Origin of the sequence: Clostridium sp. BJN0001, from assembly GCF_022869825.1 — a bacterium.
In the GTDB taxonomy this organism is placed as follows: domain Bacteria; phylum Bacillota; class Clostridia; order Clostridiales; family Clostridiaceae; genus Clostridium.
This window is the reverse complement of sequence record NZ_CP094971.1, coordinates 1,608,695-1,630,021: the sequence shown is the minus strand read 5'-3', so window position 1 is coordinate 1,630,021 and position 21,327 is coordinate 1,608,695. Positions and strand designations below refer to the sequence as shown.

At 29.8% G+C, this 21,327-nt stretch carries 21 protein-coding genes; 20 read left to right on the top strand and 1 reads right to left on the bottom strand.

What is annotated here, in order from left to right; all coding sequences use genetic code 11:
- The first annotated feature begins 77 nt into the window (after positions 1–77).
- The 4 genes from rplS to MTX53_RS07840 all read left to right on the top strand — a co-directional run bounded on the left by rplS (position 78) and on the right by MTX53_RS07840 (position 4,097).
- Positions 78–428 (top strand): 50S ribosomal protein L19, encoded by a 351-nt coding sequence (rplS, locus tag MTX53_RS07855; protein ID WP_244833188.1) that lies wholly within the window; start codon positions 78–80, stop codon positions 426–428.
- A gap of 464 nt (positions 429–892) precedes the next feature.
- The gene (ltrA, locus tag MTX53_RS07850; protein WP_244833187.1) at positions 893–2,308 is read left to right on the top strand and encodes a group II intron reverse transcriptase/maturase; all 1,416 of its coding nucleotides are present in this window, start codon (positions 893–895) and stop codon (positions 2,306–2,308) included.
- Between the two features lie 119 nt (positions 2,309–2,427).
- Positions 2,428–3,279, top strand: coding sequence for a ribosome biogenesis GTPase YlqF (ylqF, locus tag MTX53_RS07845; protein WP_244833186.1), 852 nt, complete (start codon positions 2,428–2,430; stop codon positions 3,277–3,279).
- Positions 3,276–4,097, top strand: a complete 822-nt coding sequence (locus MTX53_RS07840) for a ribonuclease HII (RefSeq protein WP_244833185.1) — start codon at positions 3,276–3,278, stop codon at positions 4,095–4,097. Before ylqF ends, MTX53_RS07840 begins: the two co-directional genes overlap by 4 nt.
- 2 nt (positions 4,098–4,099) lie before the next feature.
- On the opposite strand, the gene MTX53_RS07835 is transcribed toward MTX53_RS07840, so the two are convergent.
- Positions 4,100–4,471: a YraN family protein gene (locus MTX53_RS07835; RefSeq protein ID WP_244833184.1), complete on the bottom strand. Its 372-nt coding sequence runs from the start codon at positions 4,469–4,471 to the stop codon at positions 4,100–4,102.
- Positions 4,472–4,573: 102 nt separating this feature from the next.
- Here MTX53_RS07835 and MTX53_RS07830 point away from each other — a divergent pair, with 102 nt between their 5' ends.
- The 16 genes from MTX53_RS07830 to nusA all read left to right on the top strand — a co-directional run bounded on the left by MTX53_RS07830 (position 4,574) and on the right by nusA (position 21,315).
- Positions 4,574–6,094, top strand: a complete 1,521-nt coding sequence (locus MTX53_RS07830) for a YifB family Mg chelatase-like AAA ATPase (RefSeq protein WP_244833183.1) — start codon at positions 4,574–4,576, stop codon at positions 6,092–6,094.
- A gap of 11 nt (positions 6,095–6,105) precedes the next feature.
- The gene (gene dprA / locus MTX53_RS07825; RefSeq protein ID WP_244833181.1) at positions 6,106–7,167 is read left to right on the top strand and encodes a DNA-processing protein DprA; all 1,062 of its coding nucleotides are present in this window, start codon (positions 6,106–6,108) and stop codon (positions 7,165–7,167) included.
- Positions 7,168–7,210: 43 nt separating this feature from the next.
- Positions 7,211–9,301, top strand: coding sequence for a type I DNA topoisomerase (topA, locus tag MTX53_RS07820; RefSeq protein WP_244833179.1), 2,091 nt, complete (start codon positions 7,211–7,213; stop codon positions 9,299–9,301).
- Positions 9,302–9,448: 147 nt separating this feature from the next.
- Positions 9,449–10,228, top strand: a complete 780-nt coding sequence (gene codY, locus MTX53_RS07815) for a GTP-sensing pleiotropic transcriptional regulator CodY (RefSeq protein ID WP_244833177.1) — start codon at positions 9,449–9,451, stop codon at positions 10,226–10,228.
- A gap of 164 nt (positions 10,229–10,392) precedes the next feature.
- Complete coding sequence (rpsB, locus tag MTX53_RS07810; protein WP_244833175.1) at positions 10,393–11,094, top strand: 30S ribosomal protein S2; 702 nt, start codon at positions 10,393–10,395, stop codon at positions 11,092–11,094.
- A 94-nt stretch (positions 11,095–11,188) separates the two neighbouring features.
- The gene (tsf, locus tag MTX53_RS07805) at positions 11,189–12,106 is read left to right on the top strand and encodes a translation elongation factor Ts (protein WP_244833173.1); all 918 of its coding nucleotides are present in this window, start codon (positions 11,189–11,191) and stop codon (positions 12,104–12,106) included.
- 74 nt (positions 12,107–12,180) lie between these two features.
- Entirely contained in the window at positions 12,181–12,894 is a 714-nt protein-coding gene (gene pyrH / locus MTX53_RS07800; protein WP_244833171.1) for a UMP kinase, read from the top strand.
- A gap of 10 nt (positions 12,895–12,904) precedes the next feature.
- On the top strand, positions 12,905–13,462 hold the full coding sequence (gene frr / locus MTX53_RS07795; RefSeq protein ID WP_244833170.1) for a ribosome recycling factor: 558 nt from the start codon (positions 12,905–12,907) through the stop codon (positions 13,460–13,462).
- A gap of 95 nt (positions 13,463–13,557) precedes the next feature.
- Positions 13,558–14,304 (top strand): isoprenyl transferase, encoded by a 747-nt coding sequence (locus MTX53_RS07790; RefSeq protein ID WP_244833169.1) that lies wholly within the window; start codon positions 13,558–13,560, stop codon positions 14,302–14,304.
- A gap of 13 nt (positions 14,305–14,317) precedes the next feature.
- Positions 14,318–15,112: a phosphatidate cytidylyltransferase gene (locus tag MTX53_RS07785; RefSeq protein ID WP_244833168.1), complete on the top strand. Its 795-nt coding sequence runs from the start codon at positions 14,318–14,320 to the stop codon at positions 15,110–15,112.
- Between the two features lie 103 nt (positions 15,113–15,215).
- Positions 15,216–16,169, top strand: coding sequence for an AI-2E family transporter (locus MTX53_RS07780; RefSeq protein ID WP_244833167.1), 954 nt, complete (start codon positions 15,216–15,218; stop codon positions 16,167–16,169).
- 23 nt (positions 16,170–16,192) lie between these two features.
- Positions 16,193–17,350: a 1-deoxy-D-xylulose-5-phosphate reductoisomerase gene (gene dxr / locus MTX53_RS07775; RefSeq protein WP_244835478.1), complete on the top strand. Its 1,158-nt coding sequence runs from the start codon at positions 16,193–16,195 to the stop codon at positions 17,348–17,350.
- Positions 17,351–17,363: 13 nt separating this feature from the next.
- The gene (gene rseP / locus MTX53_RS07770; protein ID WP_244833165.1) at positions 17,364–18,374 is read left to right on the top strand and encodes an RIP metalloprotease RseP; all 1,011 of its coding nucleotides are present in this window, start codon (positions 17,364–17,366) and stop codon (positions 18,372–18,374) included.
- Between the two features lie 24 nt (positions 18,375–18,398).
- Positions 18,399–19,448, top strand: coding sequence for a flavodoxin-dependent (E)-4-hydroxy-3-methylbut-2-enyl-diphosphate synthase (ispG, locus tag MTX53_RS07765; RefSeq protein WP_280527290.1), 1,050 nt, complete (start codon positions 18,399–18,401; stop codon positions 19,446–19,448).
- Between the two features lie 204 nt (positions 19,449–19,652).
- Positions 19,653–20,114 carry a ribosome maturation factor RimP gene (rimP, locus tag MTX53_RS07760; RefSeq protein WP_244833163.1) on the top strand — a complete coding sequence of 154 codons (462 nt, stop codon included), beginning with the start codon at positions 19,653–19,655 and terminating at the stop codon, positions 20,112–20,114.
- 16 nt (positions 20,115–20,130) lie between these two features.
- Positions 20,131–21,315: a transcription termination factor NusA gene (nusA, locus tag MTX53_RS07755; RefSeq protein ID WP_244833162.1), complete on the top strand. Its 1,185-nt coding sequence runs from the start codon at positions 20,131–20,133 to the stop codon at positions 21,313–21,315.
- Positions 21,316–21,327 lie beyond the last annotated feature (12 nt).

The following is a 21,327-nucleotide window of genomic DNA, read 5'->3' as shown; positions in this document are numbered from 1 at the left end:
TTTGTGCTAGTACGGGCGGTCCTCTGTCATTTTTTATATGTTAAGAACGTCAAATTATCGTTAAGGAGGGAATGCACATGAACGAAATAATAAAAGCTATTGAAGCTGAACAATTAAGAACAGATTTACCTGAATTTAGAGTAGGAGATAATGTTAAAGTCTACGTTAAAATTCAAGAAGGTGGAAAAGAAAGAATCCAGATGTTCGAAGGAACAGTAATTAAGAAACAAAATGGTGGATTAAGAGAAACATTTACTGTAAGAAGAGTTGCTTACGGATGTGGAGTTGAAAGAACATTCCCAATGAATGCACCAATAATCGATAAGATTGAAATCTCTAGAAGAGGAAAAGTTAGAAGATCTAAACTTTACTACTTAAGAGACAGAGTTGGTAAGGCTGCAAAGGTTAAAGAATTATTAACTAGATAGTAGCAAAAAAAGGGGGACTTTTTAAAAGTCCTTTTTTTTATATAGTGTGCCCAGCATGGGCACGTGCTAATCGGTGAAAGTCCGTAATGGGGGCTGATAGTGCCAACCATTAGCTTAAGACAAGGGTGTCCATCGCAAGGTGGAATCTGAAGGAAGTCGGCGGCAAAGCCTTGGTCTGAGGAATACGAACCACATCTGAGGCTCAATTCCGTGGGTGAACTTGCTATACAAAGTAAAGCCCAATAACTATCCGAAACGGAAAGAGTAAATGTGGCAGATAGATGAGGTGAAAGTACGTGTTCTTACCTGGGGAGGTCTGATAGATAAGTGCCTAAAGAAATTAAGTTTCTAGGTACAACCTATATAGTGATATATAGCTGAACTATCAGAAGTCAGCAGAAGTCATAGTAACTCCGCTAATCGCGATAGCGGATGAAGGACTGAACGTTAGGAGGTTTACAACTTTGGATAAATCAAAGAAATTGCAAAGAAAGCAGAAAACTCAATATAGAGACCAATTGATGGAAGTAGAAGTGGAACTTCAAGGTAAATCAAAGGTGCCGAGCAATCCTATGGTTTTACCAAATAGAGAAAGCGTAAACGATGGAGCATTTGATACTAGTAGATTACTTGAAGAAGTTCTAGAAAGAAATAATATGCTTTCAGCACTTAAAAGAGTAATTAGCAATAAAGGTAGCCATGGTGTCGATGGAATGAAGACCGATGAACTTCGTGAGCATATCAAGAAACACTGGGAAACAATTAAAGCTAAACTACTAGAAAATAGATATAACCCATCACCTGTAAGGAGAAAAGAAATATCCAAGCCAGATGGTGGAATTAGATTATTAGGGATACCAACTGTACAAGATAGATTGATTCAACAGGCTATTGCTCAAGTTTTATCTAAAATATATGAACCTTTATTTTCTGAAAATAGTTTCGGATTCCGTCCTCGTAGAGGAGCAAAGGATGCTATAACAAAATCAAAACAATATATAAATCAAGGAAATAGATGGGTTGTAGATATGGATTTAGAGAAATTCTTTGATAAAGTTAATCATGATATTCTTATGAGTAAACTTGAAAAGAAGATACAAGACAAAAGATTGTTAGCATTAATAAGAAAATACCTCAAAAGCGGAATTCTCATTAATGGGGTTTCAGTAACAAGTGAAGAAGGAACACCGCAAGGTGGTCCGTTAAGTCCATTATTAGCTAATATAATGTTAGATGAATTAGATAAAGAACTTGAAAGACGAGGTCACAAATTTTGCAGATATGCAGATGATAATAATGTATATGTCAAAAGTAAAAGAGCAGGACTTAGAGTAATGAAATCTATGACAAATATAATTGAAAATAATTTAAAGCTTAAAGTAAATAAGGATAAAAGTGCAGTAGACTTTGTATCTAAACGAAAATTTTTAGGATTTTCGTTTTACTTTTCGAGAAGCGGAGCAGAAATAAGAATCCATGAGAAATCCCTAAAGAGATTTAAGGAGAAGGTCAAATTCTATACTAATAGAAATAAAGGAATTAGCATGGAATACAGACTATTAAAATTAAATCAAATCACAAGAGGGTGGATTAATTATTATGGAATTGCTAACGCTCGCGGAAAGCTAGTAGAACTAGACAAATGGATTAGAAGAAGACTAAGAGCTTGCATATGGAAACAATGGAAGAAGATTAGCACTAAACAAAGAAATTTAGCTAAACTAGGAATCAATAAATACAAAGCATGGGAATATGCAAATACAAGAAAAGGCTATTGGAGAATCTCCAAAAGCCCTATACTAAACAACTCTCTAAATAATAAATACCTAGAATCTCTAGGATTTATTAGTCTAACACAAACATATCAAATGATACATTAATTTCTGATGAACCGCCGTATACCGAACGGTACGTACGGTGGTGTGAGAGGACGCTAAATAAAATAATTATTTAGCTCCTACTCGATTTTATAAAGTATGAAATGTAGGAGGAATATTTTATGGCAATAAACTGGTTTCCTGGGCATATGAGAAAAACTCAGAGAGAAATAAGAGAAAATTTGAAATTGGTTGACGCAGTAATTGAAATAAGAGATGCTAGAATACCAGAGAGTTCTAAAAATCCTGATATAGATAAAATATTAAAAGATAAAAAACGCCTTATTATTTTGAATAAAAGCGATTTAAGTGATAGAAATATAACTAAAAAATGGATTGAGTATCTTACTAATGATGGAGTAATGGCAATTGAAGCAAATTCATTAAACGGAAGTGGGATAAATTCAATAAAACCAGCACTTATGAAACTTTTAAAAGAAAAATATGAAAGCCTTGAAAGAAAAGGAATAAAAAGTTATACAATAAGAGCTATGGTTGTTGGAATACCTAATGTAGGAAAATCAACATTTATAAATAAGATTGCAAGAAATAGTACAGCAAAGACAGGTAATAAGCCAGGAGTTACTAAAAGCAAGCAATGGATAAGGACTAAAGCTCAGATTGAACTTTTAGATACTCCAGGTGTATTATGGCCAAAACTACAGGATGATAAAACAGCTCTTAATTTAGCATTTACAGGTGCTATAAAAGATGAGGTAATGGATAACGAATATCTTGCACTTAAACTTGTAGAAAAACTTCAAAAAGATTATCCTGAAATACTTAAGGCAAGATATAAATTAGATGAAATATTTGAGAATCCACTTGACACTTTAAATGCTATGGCTAAGAAAAGAGGAGCATTAATAAAAGGTGGAGAAATTGATTATAATAGAATTGCAAATTCACTTCTTGATGAGTTTAGAGGAGGAAAGATAGGAAAGATTTCGTTTGAAGTTCCTAATAAAAAATGAGTTTTGATTTAAATTTAATTAAAAAAATGAAAGCACACGAGATTTCAAATCTTATAAAAGATAAAGACTTAAATGATCTTTTTTTAGAATATGATTTGGATAATTTTATAGAAGAATTAAAAAAAGATAAAAGAAAAAGTGTGAATAATATTGCACTAAAAATTGAAAAGATGATAGAAAAGAAAAAACATGAAGTGCAGCGTGTTAAAACTATGTATAATTTTGATAAAAGTTCTGGAAATTACAATTTTATAGCAGGTGTTGATGAAGTCGGAAGAGGCCCACTTGCAGGCCCTATAGTTGCATGCTCTGTTATATTAGACCTTAATATTTGTGATGATGAACTTATTTTAGGTTTAAATGATTCTAAAAAACTTTCGAAAAAGAAAAGAGAAAAATTATCTGCAATTATAAAAGAAAAAGCAGTTTCTTATTCAATAGCAGAGGTCTCAGCGAAAGACATAGACAAAAAAGGTATAGCATATGCAAATAATAAAGTGTTTCTTGATTCTATAGATGGTCTTAAAAAGATACCTGATATGGTTTTATCAGATGGATATCCAGTAAGAAATATAAAATTATTAAATAAATATGTAATAAAAGGAGATACTAAAAGTGCTTCTATAGCTGCAGCATCAATTGTAGCTAAGGTTTATAGAGATAACCTTATGGAAAAGTATGCACTTGCATATAAATACTATCATTTTGAGCATAATGCTGGATATGGAACTAAAGAGCATATAGAAGCTATAAAGAAATATGGTCTTTCTGATATCCACAGAAAAAGCTTTTTAAAAAAAATATGTGAAGATATCTAAAATTAATATAATCTAAATGCATCTTTTATATGATTTATGGTGTATTTAGATTTTTTGTTATTAAGATAAACTTCAATGATGTCAAATCTTATATTCATATCTGAGATTTGTTTTTTATATAAATAATATTTTGTAAGTTTTATAATAATATTTCTTTTATTATAATTTACAGCTTCTAAAGGTGTTCCATAATTTAAAGAAAAACGTCCTTTCACTTCTATTATGACAATAGTTCTATTGTCTAAACATATAATATCAAGTTCTCCAAGTCTATTTCTAAAATTTCTATCTAATATTTTATATTTATTATTTTTAAGATAATTGCAGCATATATCTTCACAGAATGAACCTATAGCTCTATTTAAATATTTCATTATAAAATCCTCCCTTCTTGATTTTTAACATAAAATAAAAAAATAAACATCGTATGTTTATAAAAAATAAATATGGTAAAAATTAAAATGGGTGATGTATATATGGCAACAAAGATAATAAGTGGGACTCACACTGCTTTAGATGGAGTCCTTGTAGATGTTGAGATAGATATATGTAAAGGTATGCCTCAGTTTCAGATTGTTGGTTTGCCTGATGTATCTATAAAGGAAGCAAAAGAGAGGGTGCGTTCTGCAATAAAAAATTCAGGATATAAATTTCCTCTTGGGAGAATTACGATAAATCTTGCTCCTGCAGATGTAAAAAAGATAGGAACACTTCTTGATCTTCCTATAGCAATCGGGATACTTATGGAATCAAATCAGATAGAAAAGAAAAATCTTGATGATTTTGTAATTTTAGGTGAGCTTTCTTTATTTGGTAAGATAAACAGAGTTAGTGGAGTTGTTCCTATAATAGTAAAATCAATAGAAAAGGATATAAATAAAATAATCTTTCCAATAGATAATATTGATGAAGTGGATTTTATTAATAGAGGAATATATTATCCATTTGAAACTCTTAAAGAAGTTATTTCATTTATAACATATAATGATGTTCTTCCATATGAAAAGAAAGAGAAAACAGAAAAGAAGGATTTTTTAGATGCTTTAAGGTTTGAAAATATAATAGGTCACTATTCTTCAAAAAGAGCTATTGAAATAGCAGTGAGTGGTGGACATAATATTATTTTATATGGAGAACCCGGATGTGGCAAGACAATGCTTGCAAAAGCTATTCCAACTATTATGCCTGAACTTACATATGAAGAAAAATTAGATGTTATAAAGATATATAGCATAATAGGAATGACAAAAGAATCTCAGTTTTCGTATCCACCGTTTAGATCTCCTCATCATACAATAACTAATATGGGGTTAATAGGAGGAGGCAAGGATGTAAAACCTGGAGAGATTACTTTGGCTCATAAAGGTGTACTATTTCTTGATGAATTTCTTGAATTTAAAAAAGAAACTTTAGAAGCGCTTTTAGAACCATTAGAGGAGAAATCTATAAATATTATAAGAAGGAATAGATCGTATAAAATGCCAGCTGATTTTTTACTTGTAGGTGCATTTAATCCGTCAGAACATAAAGATATTGACATGGAGAAAAGTAGTTATACATATGCAAATATAAGCAGAAAGTATTTAAGAAAAATATCAGATGCTCTTCTTGATAGAATTGATATAATGAATCATGTACCTAAGCTTAAATATGAAGAACTAAAAAATATTGATAAAGAAAATATAAGTTCTAAAGATATGAAAGAAAAAGTTAGAAATGCGCGAAGAATGCAGAAAGAAAGATATAAAGGAACAATATATAAACTTAATTCTGATGTAAAAGGAAAAGAAATATTTGATATATGCAGGATAAATAAAAAGTGTAAAGATATCCTTGAATATTATTATAATACATCTGGTGTTTCCATAAGAGGATTTGGAAAAGTTATTAAACTTGCAAGAACTATAGCTGATATAGAAAATGAAAACGATATAAAAGATATGCACATAATAGAAGCAATTCAGTATAGAAAAAATATTAATGGAGATGTTATATAGGGTGAAAGATTATGAATTATGAATTATGGTTTGCAATTTTAGAGATTACTAACAGTAGAAAATTGAAATTGTTAGACGAATATAAAAGTCCTGAAAATGTATATTTAAATTTTGAAGAAATAATAAATAAAAATAATATCTTGAAAAAAAAGTTTGAAAATTTTAATAAAGAAAGTATTATAAGAGATATTTCAGCTCTTGAAAGAAAAATATGTAATGAAAAGATATCATACATAACATGCTGTGATTCTAGATATAGAGAAAGATTGAGCAATATTTCACAAATGCCATACATATTATTTTATAAAGGAAATATTAATACGATTTTTGACAAATGTGTTGGGATTGTAGGCTCTAGAAATTGCTCAAAATATGGAATCGCAGTAACAAAACTCTTGACAAATGAACTTATTACTAATAATATAACGCTTATAAGCGGTGGTGCAAGAGGAATTGATTCAATTGCACATAAACAGGCTTTAAAATGTGATGGAAAAAATATTTGTATATTGGGATGTGGGATAGATATAGCATATCCTAGGGAAAATTTAAAAATGTTTGATAAAATATCAGAAACTGGTCTTTTGGTTTCTGAATTTCTTCCCGGAACAATGCCAAATAAATATAATTTTCCAAGACGCAACAGAATAATTAGTGGATTAAGTAAATGTTTAATTGTAGCTGAAGCAGCAAAAAAGAGTGGAGCGCTTATTACAGCAAGGTATGCAATGGAAAAAGGAAAAGCTGTTTTTATAGTACCTGGCTCATATCTTTATAGTGGTGCGTTAGGTTCAAATAAACTCATACAGGATGGAGCACAGGTCTTAACTGAATTTCAAGATATAAAAGATGAACTTTCGTTAGATTCGGTATCTATAAAAGAAACATTTAATAATATATCGGTTGATAAAATTAATATATTAAATGTTATTAACAATTCTCCAATTCATGTAGATGAAATAGTTAGAAAAGTAAAAATGGATGCAGGAGTACTCTATGCTCTTTTATTTGAAATGCAGATGAAAAATGAGATTATATGCCTTCCTGGTAATTACTATGTCCGCGTAATATAAAATAATAGGGGGTGAATGCTCCATAATTTATGGAGCTCTTCATATGGGTCAAAAACTTGTAATAGTTGAATCGCCAGCTAAAGCTAAAACAATAGGTAAATATTTAGGAAAGAATTATACAGTAGAAGCATCCATGGGTCATGTACGTGATCTTCCTAAGAGTACTTTAGGAGTTGATGTTGAAAAGAATTATCTTCCTAAATATATAACAATACGAGGTAAGGGAGAACTTATTGCTAAACTAAAAAAGGCAGCAAAAAAATCAGACAAAGTTTATCTCGCAACCGACCCTGATAGAGAGGGAGAAGCTATATCATGGCATTTAGCTAATATTTTAAAGATTCCAGATAATGAAAAATGTAGAATAGAATTTAACGAAATAACAAAAAATGCGGTTAAAGGTTCATTAAAAAAGCCAAGAACAATAAACTTAAGTCTTGTAGATGCACAGCAAGCACGTAGAATTTTAGATAGACTGGTTGGTTATCAAATAAGTCCAATATTATGGAAAAATGTAAAATGGGGACTAAGTGCAGGAAGAGTTCAGTCTGCAGCACTAAAATTAATATGCGATAGAGAAAAAGAAATTAATGATTTTGTTCCAAAAGAATATTGGACAATAGATTGTGTATTAAAGAAACATGCAAAGAAGTTTAAAGTAAAACTTTTAAAGTATAAAGATAAAAAAATTGATATAAATACCGAAAATGAAGCAGAAAAAATATTAAAAGATATTAAAAGTAATGATTTTATTGTAAAAACTGTTAAGAAAGGTAAAAAAACAAGAAATCCACTTCCACCTTTTACAACAAGTACTCTTCAGCAGGATGCTAATAGAAAACTTAATTATATGACAAAAAGAACAATGTCTATAGCACAGATTTTATATGAAGGTGTAGAAATAAAAAGCTATGGAACAGTTGGTCTTATAACATATATGAGAACAGACTCTGTAAGAATATCTGAAGAAGCACGAAACAGTGCAAAAGAGTTTATAGAAAAAGAATATGGAAAAGAATATATTCCAGATAAAGAGAGAATATATAAAAGTAAAAAAAATATTCAAGATGCGCATGAAGCAATAAGACCTACTTATATAGAAATTACTCCTCAAATTGCAAAAGCTAATCTTAAACCTGAACAGTATAAACTTTATTCACTTATATGGAATAGATTTATAGCAAGCCAAATGGCATCATGTGATTTAGATACTGTGTCAGCAGAAATCTTAAATGGCGATTATAAATTTAAAGCAAATGGGTGTAATGTAACATTTGATGGATTTATGAAAGCTTATGAATATAAGACAGAAGATGATGAAAATTCAAAGATGCTTCCTCAAATAGAAGAGGGAGAAAAATTAGATTCAGATACTATAGATGCATCTAAACATTTTACTCAACCGCTTCCAAGATATACAGAAGCATCTTTTGTAAAACTTTTAGAAGAAAAAGGAATTGGAAGACCAAGCACATATGTTCCTACAATTTCAACTTTAGTGAGCAGAAGATATGTAGAAAGAGAAAAAAAGACATTAATTCCAACTGAACTTGGAGGAATTGTAAATAATATAGTTAGTCAATATTTTAAACAGATAGTTGATGTTGATTTTACAGCTGATATGGAAGAAAAACTTGATGATGTAGAACATGGAAGTAAAGATTGGACTAAAATAGTTGATGATTTCTATTCTCCACTTAGAGTTGCTATTGATAAAGCAGAAAAAGAAATATCTAAAGTAGTTATTGAAGATAAAGTTAGTGATGTAAAGTGTGAAAAATGTGGAAGGTTTATGGTTATAAAACATGGAAGATATGGAGATTTCTTAGCATGTCCAGGATATCCTGAATGTAAAAATGCCAAACCTATTGTAGAGAAATTAGATGTTCCATGCCCTGAATGTGGAAAAAATATTGTAGTTAAACGAAGCAGAAGAGGTAAGAAATTCTTTGGCTGCTCTGGATATCCAGAATGCAAGTTTGTAAGTTGGTATCAGCCTGTAAAAGAAAAATGTCCTAAATGTGGTTCATATATGGTTATGAAATATTCAAAATCAAAAGGACAATATGTTCAATGCTCAAATTCAGAATGTGATTATAAAAAAGAAATGCCTAAAGAAGAAACAGAAAAATAGCATCTTGTCGACTATTAGAAAATATTGTTGAAATGAGCAGTTTGATATGGTAAACTTTATTAAGATGTCATTTTGAAAATTTTGAATTTTTTGAATATAAACATTCAAAAATTTGATATTTATAGAGATTACCAGGGAGGATTGAACATGTCATCATCATTATTGATTAAAACAAGGAAACTCAATAAAATATTGCAAAGATCAGGAACTGAACCGATAGCATTTCAGGATATATGTTCACTTTTAAGTGATGTAATGGAATGTAATGTATATATAATAAGTAAAAAAGGAAAAGTATTGGGATATGCCTTTGGTAACGGATTTCAATGCGAGGCAATGAAAAAGAAAGTAATTCAGGATAAAAAATTTCCATCAGATTATAATGAACTTTTGCTTAAGACAAATGATACAGTGTCAAACTCTCTAAATGAAGGTAGATGTGTGTTTCAGGAAGTAGGAAATTGCAAAAATCTAGACAAATTATCTACTATTGTTCCGATAATGGGAAGTAGAGAAAGAGTAGGAACTCTTATTTTAGCTAGATTTGGAAAGACATTTACTGATGATGACCTTGTACTTGCAGAGTACAGTGCTACAATTGTAGGAATGGAAATACTTCGTTCAATGCAAGATGAACTTGAAGAAGAAGCAAGAAAAAAAGCAGTTGTTCAACTTGCAATTGGAACACTTTCTTATTCAGAATTAGAAGCTGTAGAACATATATTTAGTGAACTTAATGGAAACGAAGGACTTCTTGTAGCTTCAAAAATAGCAGATAAAGTAGGAATTACAAGAAGTGTTATTGTAAATGCACTTCGAAAATTTGAAAGCGCTGGAGTAATAGAGTCAAGATCTCTTGGGATGAAAGGAACATATATACATGTTCTTAATGAAAAGCTAATTGATGAATTAAAAAAAATAAAATAGAAAATACTGAAAAATTATAAATTATTGTTGCTATGATGGAATTCATGTGATATACTATCTACGGTAACAAATTCACACATTATCTAATTTATATAGTGGTGTTTCAAATTGAAACGATATATAAAGCTGAAGATAATGGAGGTAAAAACCAAGGAGGTACTAAAATGTCAGTAATATCAATGAAACAATTATTAGAAGCAGGTGTACATTTCGGACACCAAACAAGAAGATGGAATCCTAAGATGGCTCCATATATTTTCACAGAAAGAAATGGAATATATATAATCGATCTTCAGAAAACTGTTAAAAAGGCTGAAGAAGCTTACAACTTTGTTAAATCAGTTGCAGAAGAAGGAAAAGATGTATTATTTGTAGGAACTAAGAAACAAGCTCAGGAAGCTATTGAAGAAGAAGCTAAAAGATGCAGCATGCATTATGTTAACAATAGATGGTTAGGTGGAATGCTAACTAACTTTGTAACAATTGAAAGCAGAATCAAGAAGATGGCTCAGATTGAAAAGATGGAAGAAGACGGAACTTTTGATGTTCTTCCTAAAAAAGAAGTTATTAAGCTTAAGGCTGAATTAGAAAAACTTCAAGCAAATCTTGGCGGAATTAGAAACTTAGATGCTGAAAACATAGGAGCTATGTTTATAGTAGATCCAAGAAAAGAAAAGAACGCTATATTAGAAGCTAAGAAACTTGGAATCCCAGTAGTTGCTATTGTAGATACTAACTGTGATCCAGAAGAAGTTGATTATGTTATCCCTGGAAATGATGATGCTATAAGAGCTGTAAAATTAATAACTTCAAAAATGGCAGATGCTATTGTAGAAGGAAAACAGGGCGAAGAAGTAGCAGAATAGTTTAAAACTAATATATATGGGTAAGTGAAGTTTCACTTCAGTTACCCTTTTTCTAAATATAATTATTTTATATTTTCAAGGAGGAATTTAAATAATGGTAGCAATAAGTGCACAATTAGTTAAAGAATTAAGAGAAAAAACTGGTTCAAAAATGATGGACTGTAAAAAGGCATTAGTTAAGACTGATGGAGATATAGAAAAAGCTATTGAATTTTTAAGAGAAAAAGGTCTTGCTGATGCAGCTAAGAAATCTGGAAGAGTTGCAGCAGAAGGATTAGTAAAAACATACATAGCAGATGACAAAAAGACAGGAGCTATGGTTGAATTTAACTGTGAAACAGATTTCGTATCTGAGAATGCAGAATTCATTGAATTTGCAGAAAAATTAGCTGAAAAAGTTGTAAATTCAAATGTAGCAACAGTTGATGATTTACTTAAAGAAAAATTTGATAGTGAGAACACAATCGAAACTTCATTAAAAGCTTTAATTGCAAAGCTTGGTGAAAATATGACTATTAGAAGATTCGTAAAATACACAATTGAAAGTGGAGTTGTTAGAAGCTACATTCATGGTGGTGGAAGAATTGGAGTATTACTTGAAGTTGCATGTGCAAAAGAATGCCCAGAAGCTGACGAAGTAGCTAAGGAAGTATGTATGCAGATAGCAGCTGCTAATCCTTTATGTTTAAATGAAAGCGATGTAGATCAAGCAGCTTTAGAAAAAGAAAAAGAAATCTACAAAGTTCAAGCATTAAATGAAGGAAAACCTGAAAAGATAGTTGAAAAGATGGTTCAGGGAAGAATCAAGAAATATTTAAAGGAAATTTGTTTAGAAGATCAGTTATGGGTTAAGGACAGTGACAAAACAATAAAGAAATATGTCCAGGAAAAATCAAAAGAAGCTGGTACAGAGATAAAGATTAACAGATTCGCAAGATATGAACGTGGAGAAGGAATTGAAAAAGTTCAAGAAGATTTTGCTGAAGAAGTTAGAAAACAAATGGGAAAATAATTGAAATCAAAGAGGACACTTTGTGTTCTCTTTTTTTAAAGATATATCTAAATCATTTTGGGAGGTAATTTTAAATGTCAGATTGTAAGTACAAAAGAATTATTTTAAAACTTTCAGGAGAAGCTTTAGCAGGTGTAAATGGATTTGGACTTGATTTCAATGTAGCAAAAAGAATAGCTTTAGAAATAAAGGAACTTGTTAACATGAATGTAGAAGTCGGTGTAGTTGTAGGTGGCGGAAATATTTGGAGAGGCAGAAGCGGAGAAGGAATGGACAGAACAACTGCTGATTATATGGGAATGCTTGCAACATGTATAAATGCATTAGCTCTTCAAGATTCATTAGAGCAGGTTGGAGTTCTTACAAGAGTTCAAACTGCAATAGAGATGAAAGAAGTAGCAGAACCATTTATAAGAAGAAGAGCAATGAGACATTTAGAAAAAGGAAGAGTAGTAATTTTTGCAGCTGGTACTGGAAATCCATATTTTTCAACAGATACTACAGCAGCATTAAGAGCAGCTGAAATAGAAGCAGATGCAATTCTTCTTGCTAAAAAAGTTGATGGAGTTTATGATAAAGATCCACATAAGTATGCAGATGCTAAAAAATATGATACACTATCATATATAGCGGTTTTAGATCAAGGATTACAAGTAATGGATTCTACTGCAACATCTCTTTGCATGGATAATAATATTCCTATTATAGTATTTGGTCTTGATGAACCAGGAAATATTAAAAGGGTAATTAGTGGAGAAAATATTGGAACTTTAGTTACAAAAAAGTAGGAGGAATAGTATGATTAAAGACATTCTAAAAAATGCAGAAACAAAAATGAATAAAACTGTTTCTGTATTGGAATCAGATTTAAAAACAATGAAAGCTGGAAGAGCAAATCCAACAATGCTTGATAGAATTCAAGTTGAATATTATGGAAATATGTGCCCGTTAACTCAGGTAGCAAATGTATCTGCACCAGAACCAAGAGTGCTTGTTGTTGCTCCATGGGAAAAAACTTTATTGAAAGATATAGAAAAAGCTATATTAAAATCTGATTTAGGTTTGAATCCTTCAAATGATGGTTCAATAATTAGATTAATAATTCCAGAATTAACTGAAGAGACACGAAAAACTTTAGTTAAAAATGTAAAAAAAGCTGGAGAAGAAGCAAAAGTTGCTGTTAGATCAGTAAGAAGAGATGCTAATGATAAGATAAAAGCTTTAAAAAAGGAATTAGATTTGTCTGAGGACGAAATGAAAAAAGGCGAAGATGATGTACAGAAAATTACAGATAAAATAGTTAAGAAAATAGAAGAAGTAATTGCTTCTAAAGAAAAAGAAGTTTTATCTGTTTAGAAATTTTTTTAAGTTATATGGTAATACTTATATAAAGTATTACCATATTGTTATTTTATTAATGCATTTATAAAGATAAGAAGGAGAAAATAAAAATGTTTATTAACTCTAAAGAAAAAAGTACAGAGCATGAACTTGATTTTAACAATATACCCAAACATGTTGCCATTATAATGGATGGAAATGGAAGATGGGCAAAGAAAAGAAATCTTCCACGTTCTGCTGGACATAAAGCTGGAGTAAAAACAGTAAAGAAAATTTTAATTGAAGCAAAAAAATTAGGTGTTAAATATCTTACGCTTTATACTTTTTCTACAGAAAATTGGGCTAGACCCAAAGAGGAAGTATCTGCTATAATGAAGCTTCTTCTTTTATATTTAAATTCTGAAATGAAAGAATGTTATAAAAATGGAGTAAGACTTAGAACAATAGGAGATATTACTAAGCTTCCTGAAGCAGCACAAAAAGCAATAAAAAAATTTGAGGATCTCACAAAAGATAATACAGATATAAATTTAGTACTTGCTTTGAATTATGGTGGACGAAATGAAATTGTGAATGCTGTAAATTCAATAGTTCAAGATGCAAAATCAGGAAAACTTAATGAAGAAGTTACTGAGGATATTTTTTCTAAATATCTTTACACTAAAAATATTCCTGATCCTGATATTATAATAAGACCTTCAGGAGAACAGAGATTAAGTAATTTCTTATTATGGGAATGTGCCTATTCAGAATTATGGTATTCGAATATAAATTGGCCTGATTTTAAAGAAGAGGATCTTAGACGTGCAATTTATGATTATCAAAATAGGGACAGACGATTTGGAAAAATTAAGTAAGGGAGTGATTTAAATGAAATCTAATAATAGATATATTGGTGCTTTTATGATTGCTCCATTTATTATATTTGTATTTCTTGGTGGAGTTTTTTTAAAGACATTTGTTTTTATATTATCTTTACTTGGAATGTATGAATTTTATAATGCAATAAAAAAGGCTGATTTTAAGCCAATAAGCATAGCAGGGTATTTACTTCTTATATTATATTATATTATTTCAAATGATTTTGAAAAGATGATGTACATACTTATATTAGCTTTTTTCCTACTTATGATTATACCAATAATAAATCTGAAATTTACATTTGTTGATGTTTCTCTCACAATTTTGGGATTTATGTATGCAGGAATATTATTTAGTTTTGTATATCTTGTTAATGCAAAGCCATACGGAAATTATCTTGTATTTCTTATATTTATAGGGTCATGGCTTTCGGATACAGCGGCGTATTATGCAGGGAAAAATTTTGGAGAGCATAAATTATGCCCAAAAGTTTCACCTAAAAAGACAATAGAAGGTTCTGTCGGAGGTCTTTTAGGAGCTATGATTTTTTGCGGAGCATTTGGAATATTTGTACAATCAAAAGTTAACATAATGCCTTTGTATCATTACGTTATAATAGGATTTTTATGTGGAATATTTGGACAATTTGGAGATCTTGTAGCATCCTCAATTAAGAGATATTCAGGAATAAAGGACTATAGTAACTTAATCCCAGGTCATGGGGGAATTCTTGATAGATTTGACAGTATAATTTATTCTGCAGCGGTAGTATTTTTTTATTTATTATTTATTATAGGTTTATAAAAAATGCAAATCTGTTTAAATACAGATTTGCGTTTTTTTTATTTAAAAGTTTTTATTATCTTTTTTAAAGCATATATTATTATGCAACATGAAAAGAGGAGTAATGTTTATTTTGAAGGAATATAATAAAATCATATATCTTATAGTGACATTTTTAATTATTTCTTTTGCGGCAATTATGATAAAAGAATATTTTAAACCATTTATATTCATGATTATTATAGTTATTATATGTAGTCCAATGTATAATACTTTTTTTAAACTTGGAATTAATAAAAATATTTCGGCTGTTTTATCTATTATAAGTATTAATATAATATCAATACTCATAATTTTATATTTAGGAAATGAAATTTTAAATATAATAAAAAAAATTTACATTTCTAATATTGAATTACTTAATAAATATTTTAAACTTATAGCTGATAAAGTTGCTTTTGACAATTTTGATTATACTAAGAGCCTCTTTACAATGATAGGAGGAGAAAATATAAAAAATGGAGCTTTGTCAACAGGAGAAAAAATTCTAGCGTATTTTATTGCAAATATTGCAGCATTTTTTATATTAATAGATAGAAGCAAAATAATAGATATGTTTGATATAATCATTCCTTTTAATATTTTAAAAAAAATAAAATCACAAAAAGAAAGTGTAAAACAGATGCTTATTGTAGAAATTATTCTTGTTCTTGTTTCTACGATAGAGATATTATGTGGTTTTATTATTTTAAGAGTGCCTGATGCATTTATGATTTCTATTGTTTGTGGTATATTAGATATACTTCCTTATGTAGGGACAATAATTGTATTTATTCCGATAATAATATACAATATTGTAATGAAGAAATTTTTTTTAGCAGGTGGACTTATCTGTCTTTACATTTTAGTTCAAATTGTACGTGAAGTTCTTGAGGCTAAACTTTTAAGTAGTAGCTTATCAATTCATCCTCTTGTTATGCTGATCTCAATATATGTTGGAATAAATATGTTTGGAATGATAGGAATTATAATAGGTCCAATATATAGTATTGCTGCAAAAGAAATAATTTTCAATTGAAGAGAAATGAGGAGATATTTGTGATAAAGAAAATTTCCATTTTAGGAGCTACAGGGTCTATAGGAGAGCAAACTATTGATGTTGTAAGAAAATCCGAAGGAACAATTAAAATAATAGGGATTACTGCAAATACGTCATGTGAGAAAGTTATTGATATAATAAATGAATTTGATATAAAATATGTTGCAATGATGGATTATAAGAGTAGTGTAAAAATTAAAGAGTACTGTCAGAAAAATAAAAAAGAAGTATCTGTATTAGGCGGAATTGAAGGAATTAATAAAATTGCATCACTTGATGAAATTGACATGGTAGTGACATCTGTTGTTGGTATGATAGGACTTGTTCCGACTATTAAAGCTATTGAAAGCAAAAAGGATATTGCACTTGCAAATAAAGAGACTCTTGTCGTTGCAGGAGAAATTGTAATGAGAAAGGCTAAAGAATATGGAGTTAAAATAATTCCTGTTGATTCTGAACATAGTGCAGTATATCAATGTCTTCTTGGAAATGATAAAAGAGAAGTAAAAAAAATAATACTTACTGCATCGGGTGGACCATTTAGAGGAAAAAATAAAAAAGATTTAGAAAATGTAAGCGTGTCTGAAACAGTGCATCATCCAAACTGGAGTATGGGAAGAAAAATTTCAGTTGATTCAGCCACAATGATGAACAAAGGACTTGAGATAATAGAAGCACATTGGCTTTTTAACTGTCCATTTGATGATATAGAAGTTGTAATACATAAGCAAAGCGTTATTCACTCTATGGTTATGTATAATGATGGTGCGGTAATTGCAGAACTTGGAGCACAGGACATGAGGCTTCCTATACAGTATGCTCTTAATTATTGTGATAGAAAAAAGAGAATAGCTGATACAATAGACTTTTATAAATTATTTGATCTTTCTTTTGAAAAGCCTGACTTTGATACATTTAAATGCTTAAAACTAGCTATATATGCTGGGAAATATGGAAAACTTATGCCAGCTATATTAAATGGTGCAAATGAGGAAGCAGTTGATTTGTTTTTAAAGGAAAAAATTTCATTTCTAGATATAGCAGATATAGTTAAGAAAGCTTTGGACGCTTTTAAAACAAAAGCTGATAAAGAGGTAACAATAGAAAATATAGTAAACATTGATAAAGAAGTAAAAGAATATGTAAGAGAAAATTATTAAGGAGGATAGTTAAATGTATATAATTTTGGCAATATTAGCTTTTGGAGTTCTTATACTTATACATGAACTAGGCCATTTTACATTAGCTAAAATAAACGGCGTAAAAGTAGAAAAATTTTCAATAGGAATGGGACCTGATCTTTTTAAAATAAAAGGAAAGGAAACTACGTATGCTATAGGACTTCTTCCAATTGGAGGATATGTAAAGATGACAGGTGAAGATCAGCCATCTGATGAAGAAGGAAGTTTTTCAAGTAAGTCACCTCTTAGAAGAATAAGCATAATACTTGCTGGTGCATTTATGAACTATGTTCTTGCTATAGTGATATTTATGGCAATTACATATAACTTTGGATATAGGAAGACTATTGTTGATAATGTAGTTCCAAATTCTCCAGCACAGGAAGCTGGAATACTTGAAAATGATAAAATAAGTAAGATAAATGACCATAAAGTTTTTTCAAACTCAGATATTTCAACAGGAATAAATCTTTTAAAAGGTCAAGATGTAAATGTTGAAGTAATAAGAGATGGAGAAAAGAAAGAATTTAATATTACACCAGAGAAGACAGATGAAGGATTATATATGGTTGGAATTTATTTTCAGGTGGATCAGAATCCTTCTATAGTTACAAGTTTTACGGAAAGTCTTAATCAGACAAAATCGCTTGTATCTCAGACATTTCAAAGTCTTAAACTTTTAGTTACTGGAAAGTTAAGTTTAAAGACTGATGTCGGAGGCCCTGTTTCAATTGTTAAGATGTCAGCTGAAACTGCAAAATCAGGTATATGGAATTTGATATTCTTTACAGGTTTTATTAGTGTTAACCTTGCAGTAATGAATCTTTTACCTTTCCCTGCCTTAGATGGAGGATGGGCAGTAATTCTTCTTATTGAACTTATATCAGGAAAGAAAGTACCAGATAAAGTAGTAGGAGTTATTAATACTGTAGGATTTGCGCTTCTTATGGCATTTATGCTTATTGTAACGGTTAAAGATATTCTTTTTCCAATTAAGTTTTAGAGATATGAAGAGGTGTTTGAAATGATTGAAAGAAAGATGACAAGAAAAGTTACTGTAAAAAGTGTTAATGTTGGATTAGATTCACCTATATCGGTTCAATCTATGACAAATACAAGAACAAAGGACATAGAAAGCACTTTAAAACAGATAAAAGAATTAAAAGATGCAGGCTGTGATATAGTAAGAGTAGCTGTTTTAGATGAAGAAGATGCAGATGCTTTAAAAGATATAACAGAAAAGTCTGAAATCCCTGTTGTTGCAGACATACATTTTGATTATAGACTTGCACTTAAATCTATTGAAAATGGTGTGGCTGCTCTTAGAATAAATCCAGGTAATATAGGAAATAGAGAAAGAGTTATTAAGGTAGCTGACAAATGCAGAGAAAAAAATATTCCTATAAGAATTGGTGTTAATTCAGGATCTCTTGAAAAAGATCTTCTTGAAAAATATGGAAAAGTTACTTCTGAAGCATTAGTTGAAAGTGCACTTAAACATGTAAAAATACTTGAAGATATTAATTTTTATGATATAGTTATTTCAATAAAATCATCAGATGTAAAAATGATGATTGATGCATATAGGCTTATATCTAAAAAATGTAATTATCCTCTTCATTTAGGAGTTACAGAGTCAGGAACTGAATTTTCAGGAACAATAAAATCGAGTATAGGAATAGGAACTCTTTTAGCCGAAGGAATAGGAGATACAATAAGAGTATCTCTTACATGTGATCCTGTTTTGGAAGTAAAAACAGGAATTGAGATATTAAAATCGTTGGGACTTAGAAAAGGCGGAGTAACTTTTGTATCATGTCCTACATGTGGAAGAACGAGAATAAACCTTATAAAAATTGCAAACGAAGTAGAGAAAAGATTAGAAAATTGTAAAAAAGAAATAAAAGTTGCTGTTATGGGATGCGCTGTTAATGGACCTGGAGAAGCAAAAGAAGCTGATATAGGAATAGCAGGTGGAATCGGAGAAGGAATAATTTTCAAAAAGGGTAAAATAATAAAAAAAGTAAAAGAAAAAGAACTTGTTGATGAACTTATTAAAGAAATAGAGAAACTTTAAATATTATCATGAATTTCTAAATAAAGTATTGTAATATGTATTATGATATGTTAAAATTGAATTAATGCTAATAGCGATGAAGAAGGAGTGGGGATATTTACCCGCTCTTTCTATTTGTAACGCAACTAATTTATATAGTTGCGTTTTTATTACAAAAAAGTTAGATATATTAGATGTTAATAAATATAAAAGGATGGTGAGATTGTGAATAGAAGTGTTTTATTAGATAAAATAGAAAGCTTTGTAAAACCTATAGTCGAAAATTCAGGGTATGAATTATACCATGTTGAATATGTAAAAGAAGATGGTAGAAATTATCTTAGAATTTATATAGATAATTCTGCAAGATCAATATCACTAAATGATTGTGAAAATGTTTCAAGAAAGGTAAGCGACATCCTTGATGAAAAAGATCCTATAGGTGAATCATATTATCTTGAAGTATCTTCTCCAGGACTTAATAGAAGGTTATTTACTGATGAACATATAAAAAAATTTATTGGAAGCCTTGTAAAAGTAATATTAAGAAGTGCAATAAATGGTACTAAAACAATAACTGGAAAACTTGAGGATTTTAGAGACAATATTATCATTGTAGATGCAGATGAAAAAATAGAAATACCTAAAGATAAAATAAAAACAATAAATTTAGATGGGGAGATATAACTTAGGAGGGTTTAAAATGAATGAAGAATTTATAGGTGCACTTAAAGAATTAGTAAAGGAAAAAGGCATAAGCGAGGACGTGCTTTTTACAACTATAGAGGATGCTTTAATTGCAGCTTATAAGAAGAATTATGCAAATGTAAATTCAAATGCACAAAATGTTAAAGTCACAATGAACAGAGACAATGGAGAAATTCATGTTTATTCTCAAAAAACAGTTGTTGATGAAGTATATGATGATGTAACAGAAATCTCAGTTGAAGATGCTAAAGCAATTGATCCTAAAAAAGATGTAGATGATATTATAGATATTGAAGTTACACCTAAGAATTTTGGAAGAATTGCTGCAATGCAGGCTAAACAGACAATTACACAGAAAATAAAAGAAGCAGAACGAAATATAATATATGATGAATATAAAGAAAAAGAATTTGATATAATAACAGGAACAGTTTTAAGAAAAGACAGAGGAATGGTTTTTGTTAATTTAGGAAAACTTGAAGGAGTTATTGTTCCAAATGAACAGATACCAAATGAAGAATATAAATTCAATCAAAAAATTAAGTTATATATTGTAGAAGTTAAAAATGGAACAAAAGGTCCTCAGATTCATGTATCAAGAACTCATCCAGGTCTTGTAAAGAGACTTTTTGAACTTGAAGTGCCAGAAATATTTAATGGTTTAGTTGAAATAAAAAGTATTTCAAGAGAAGCTGGTTCAAGAACAAAGATTGCAGTTTGTTCAAATAATGAAGAAGTAGATCCAATGGGTGCTTGTGTAGGACCTAAAGGAAGCAGAGTTCAAAGAATAGTAGATGAATTAAAGAATGAAAAGATAGACATAATAAAATGGAGTAAAGATCCTAAAGAATTTATATCAAATGCATTAAGTCCTGCAAAAGTACTTGATGTTATTGCAAATGAAGATGAGAAGAGTGCAAAGGTAATTGTAGATGATAATCAGCTTTCACTTGCAATAGGTAAGGAAGGTCAAAACGTAAGACTTGCAGCAAAACTTACAAATTGGAAAATTGATATAAAGAGTAAAACTCAAGAAGAAAAACTTGAAGAAGAGGAAGAAGAATTATTAAATACTGAAGTAACTATAGATGATGATCAGTTAATTGATATAGATGATGATGAAAATATTGAATCAAATGTTGACTCAAATATTGAATCAGAAGAAGATTTGGAAAAATAAAGGGGGAGATTT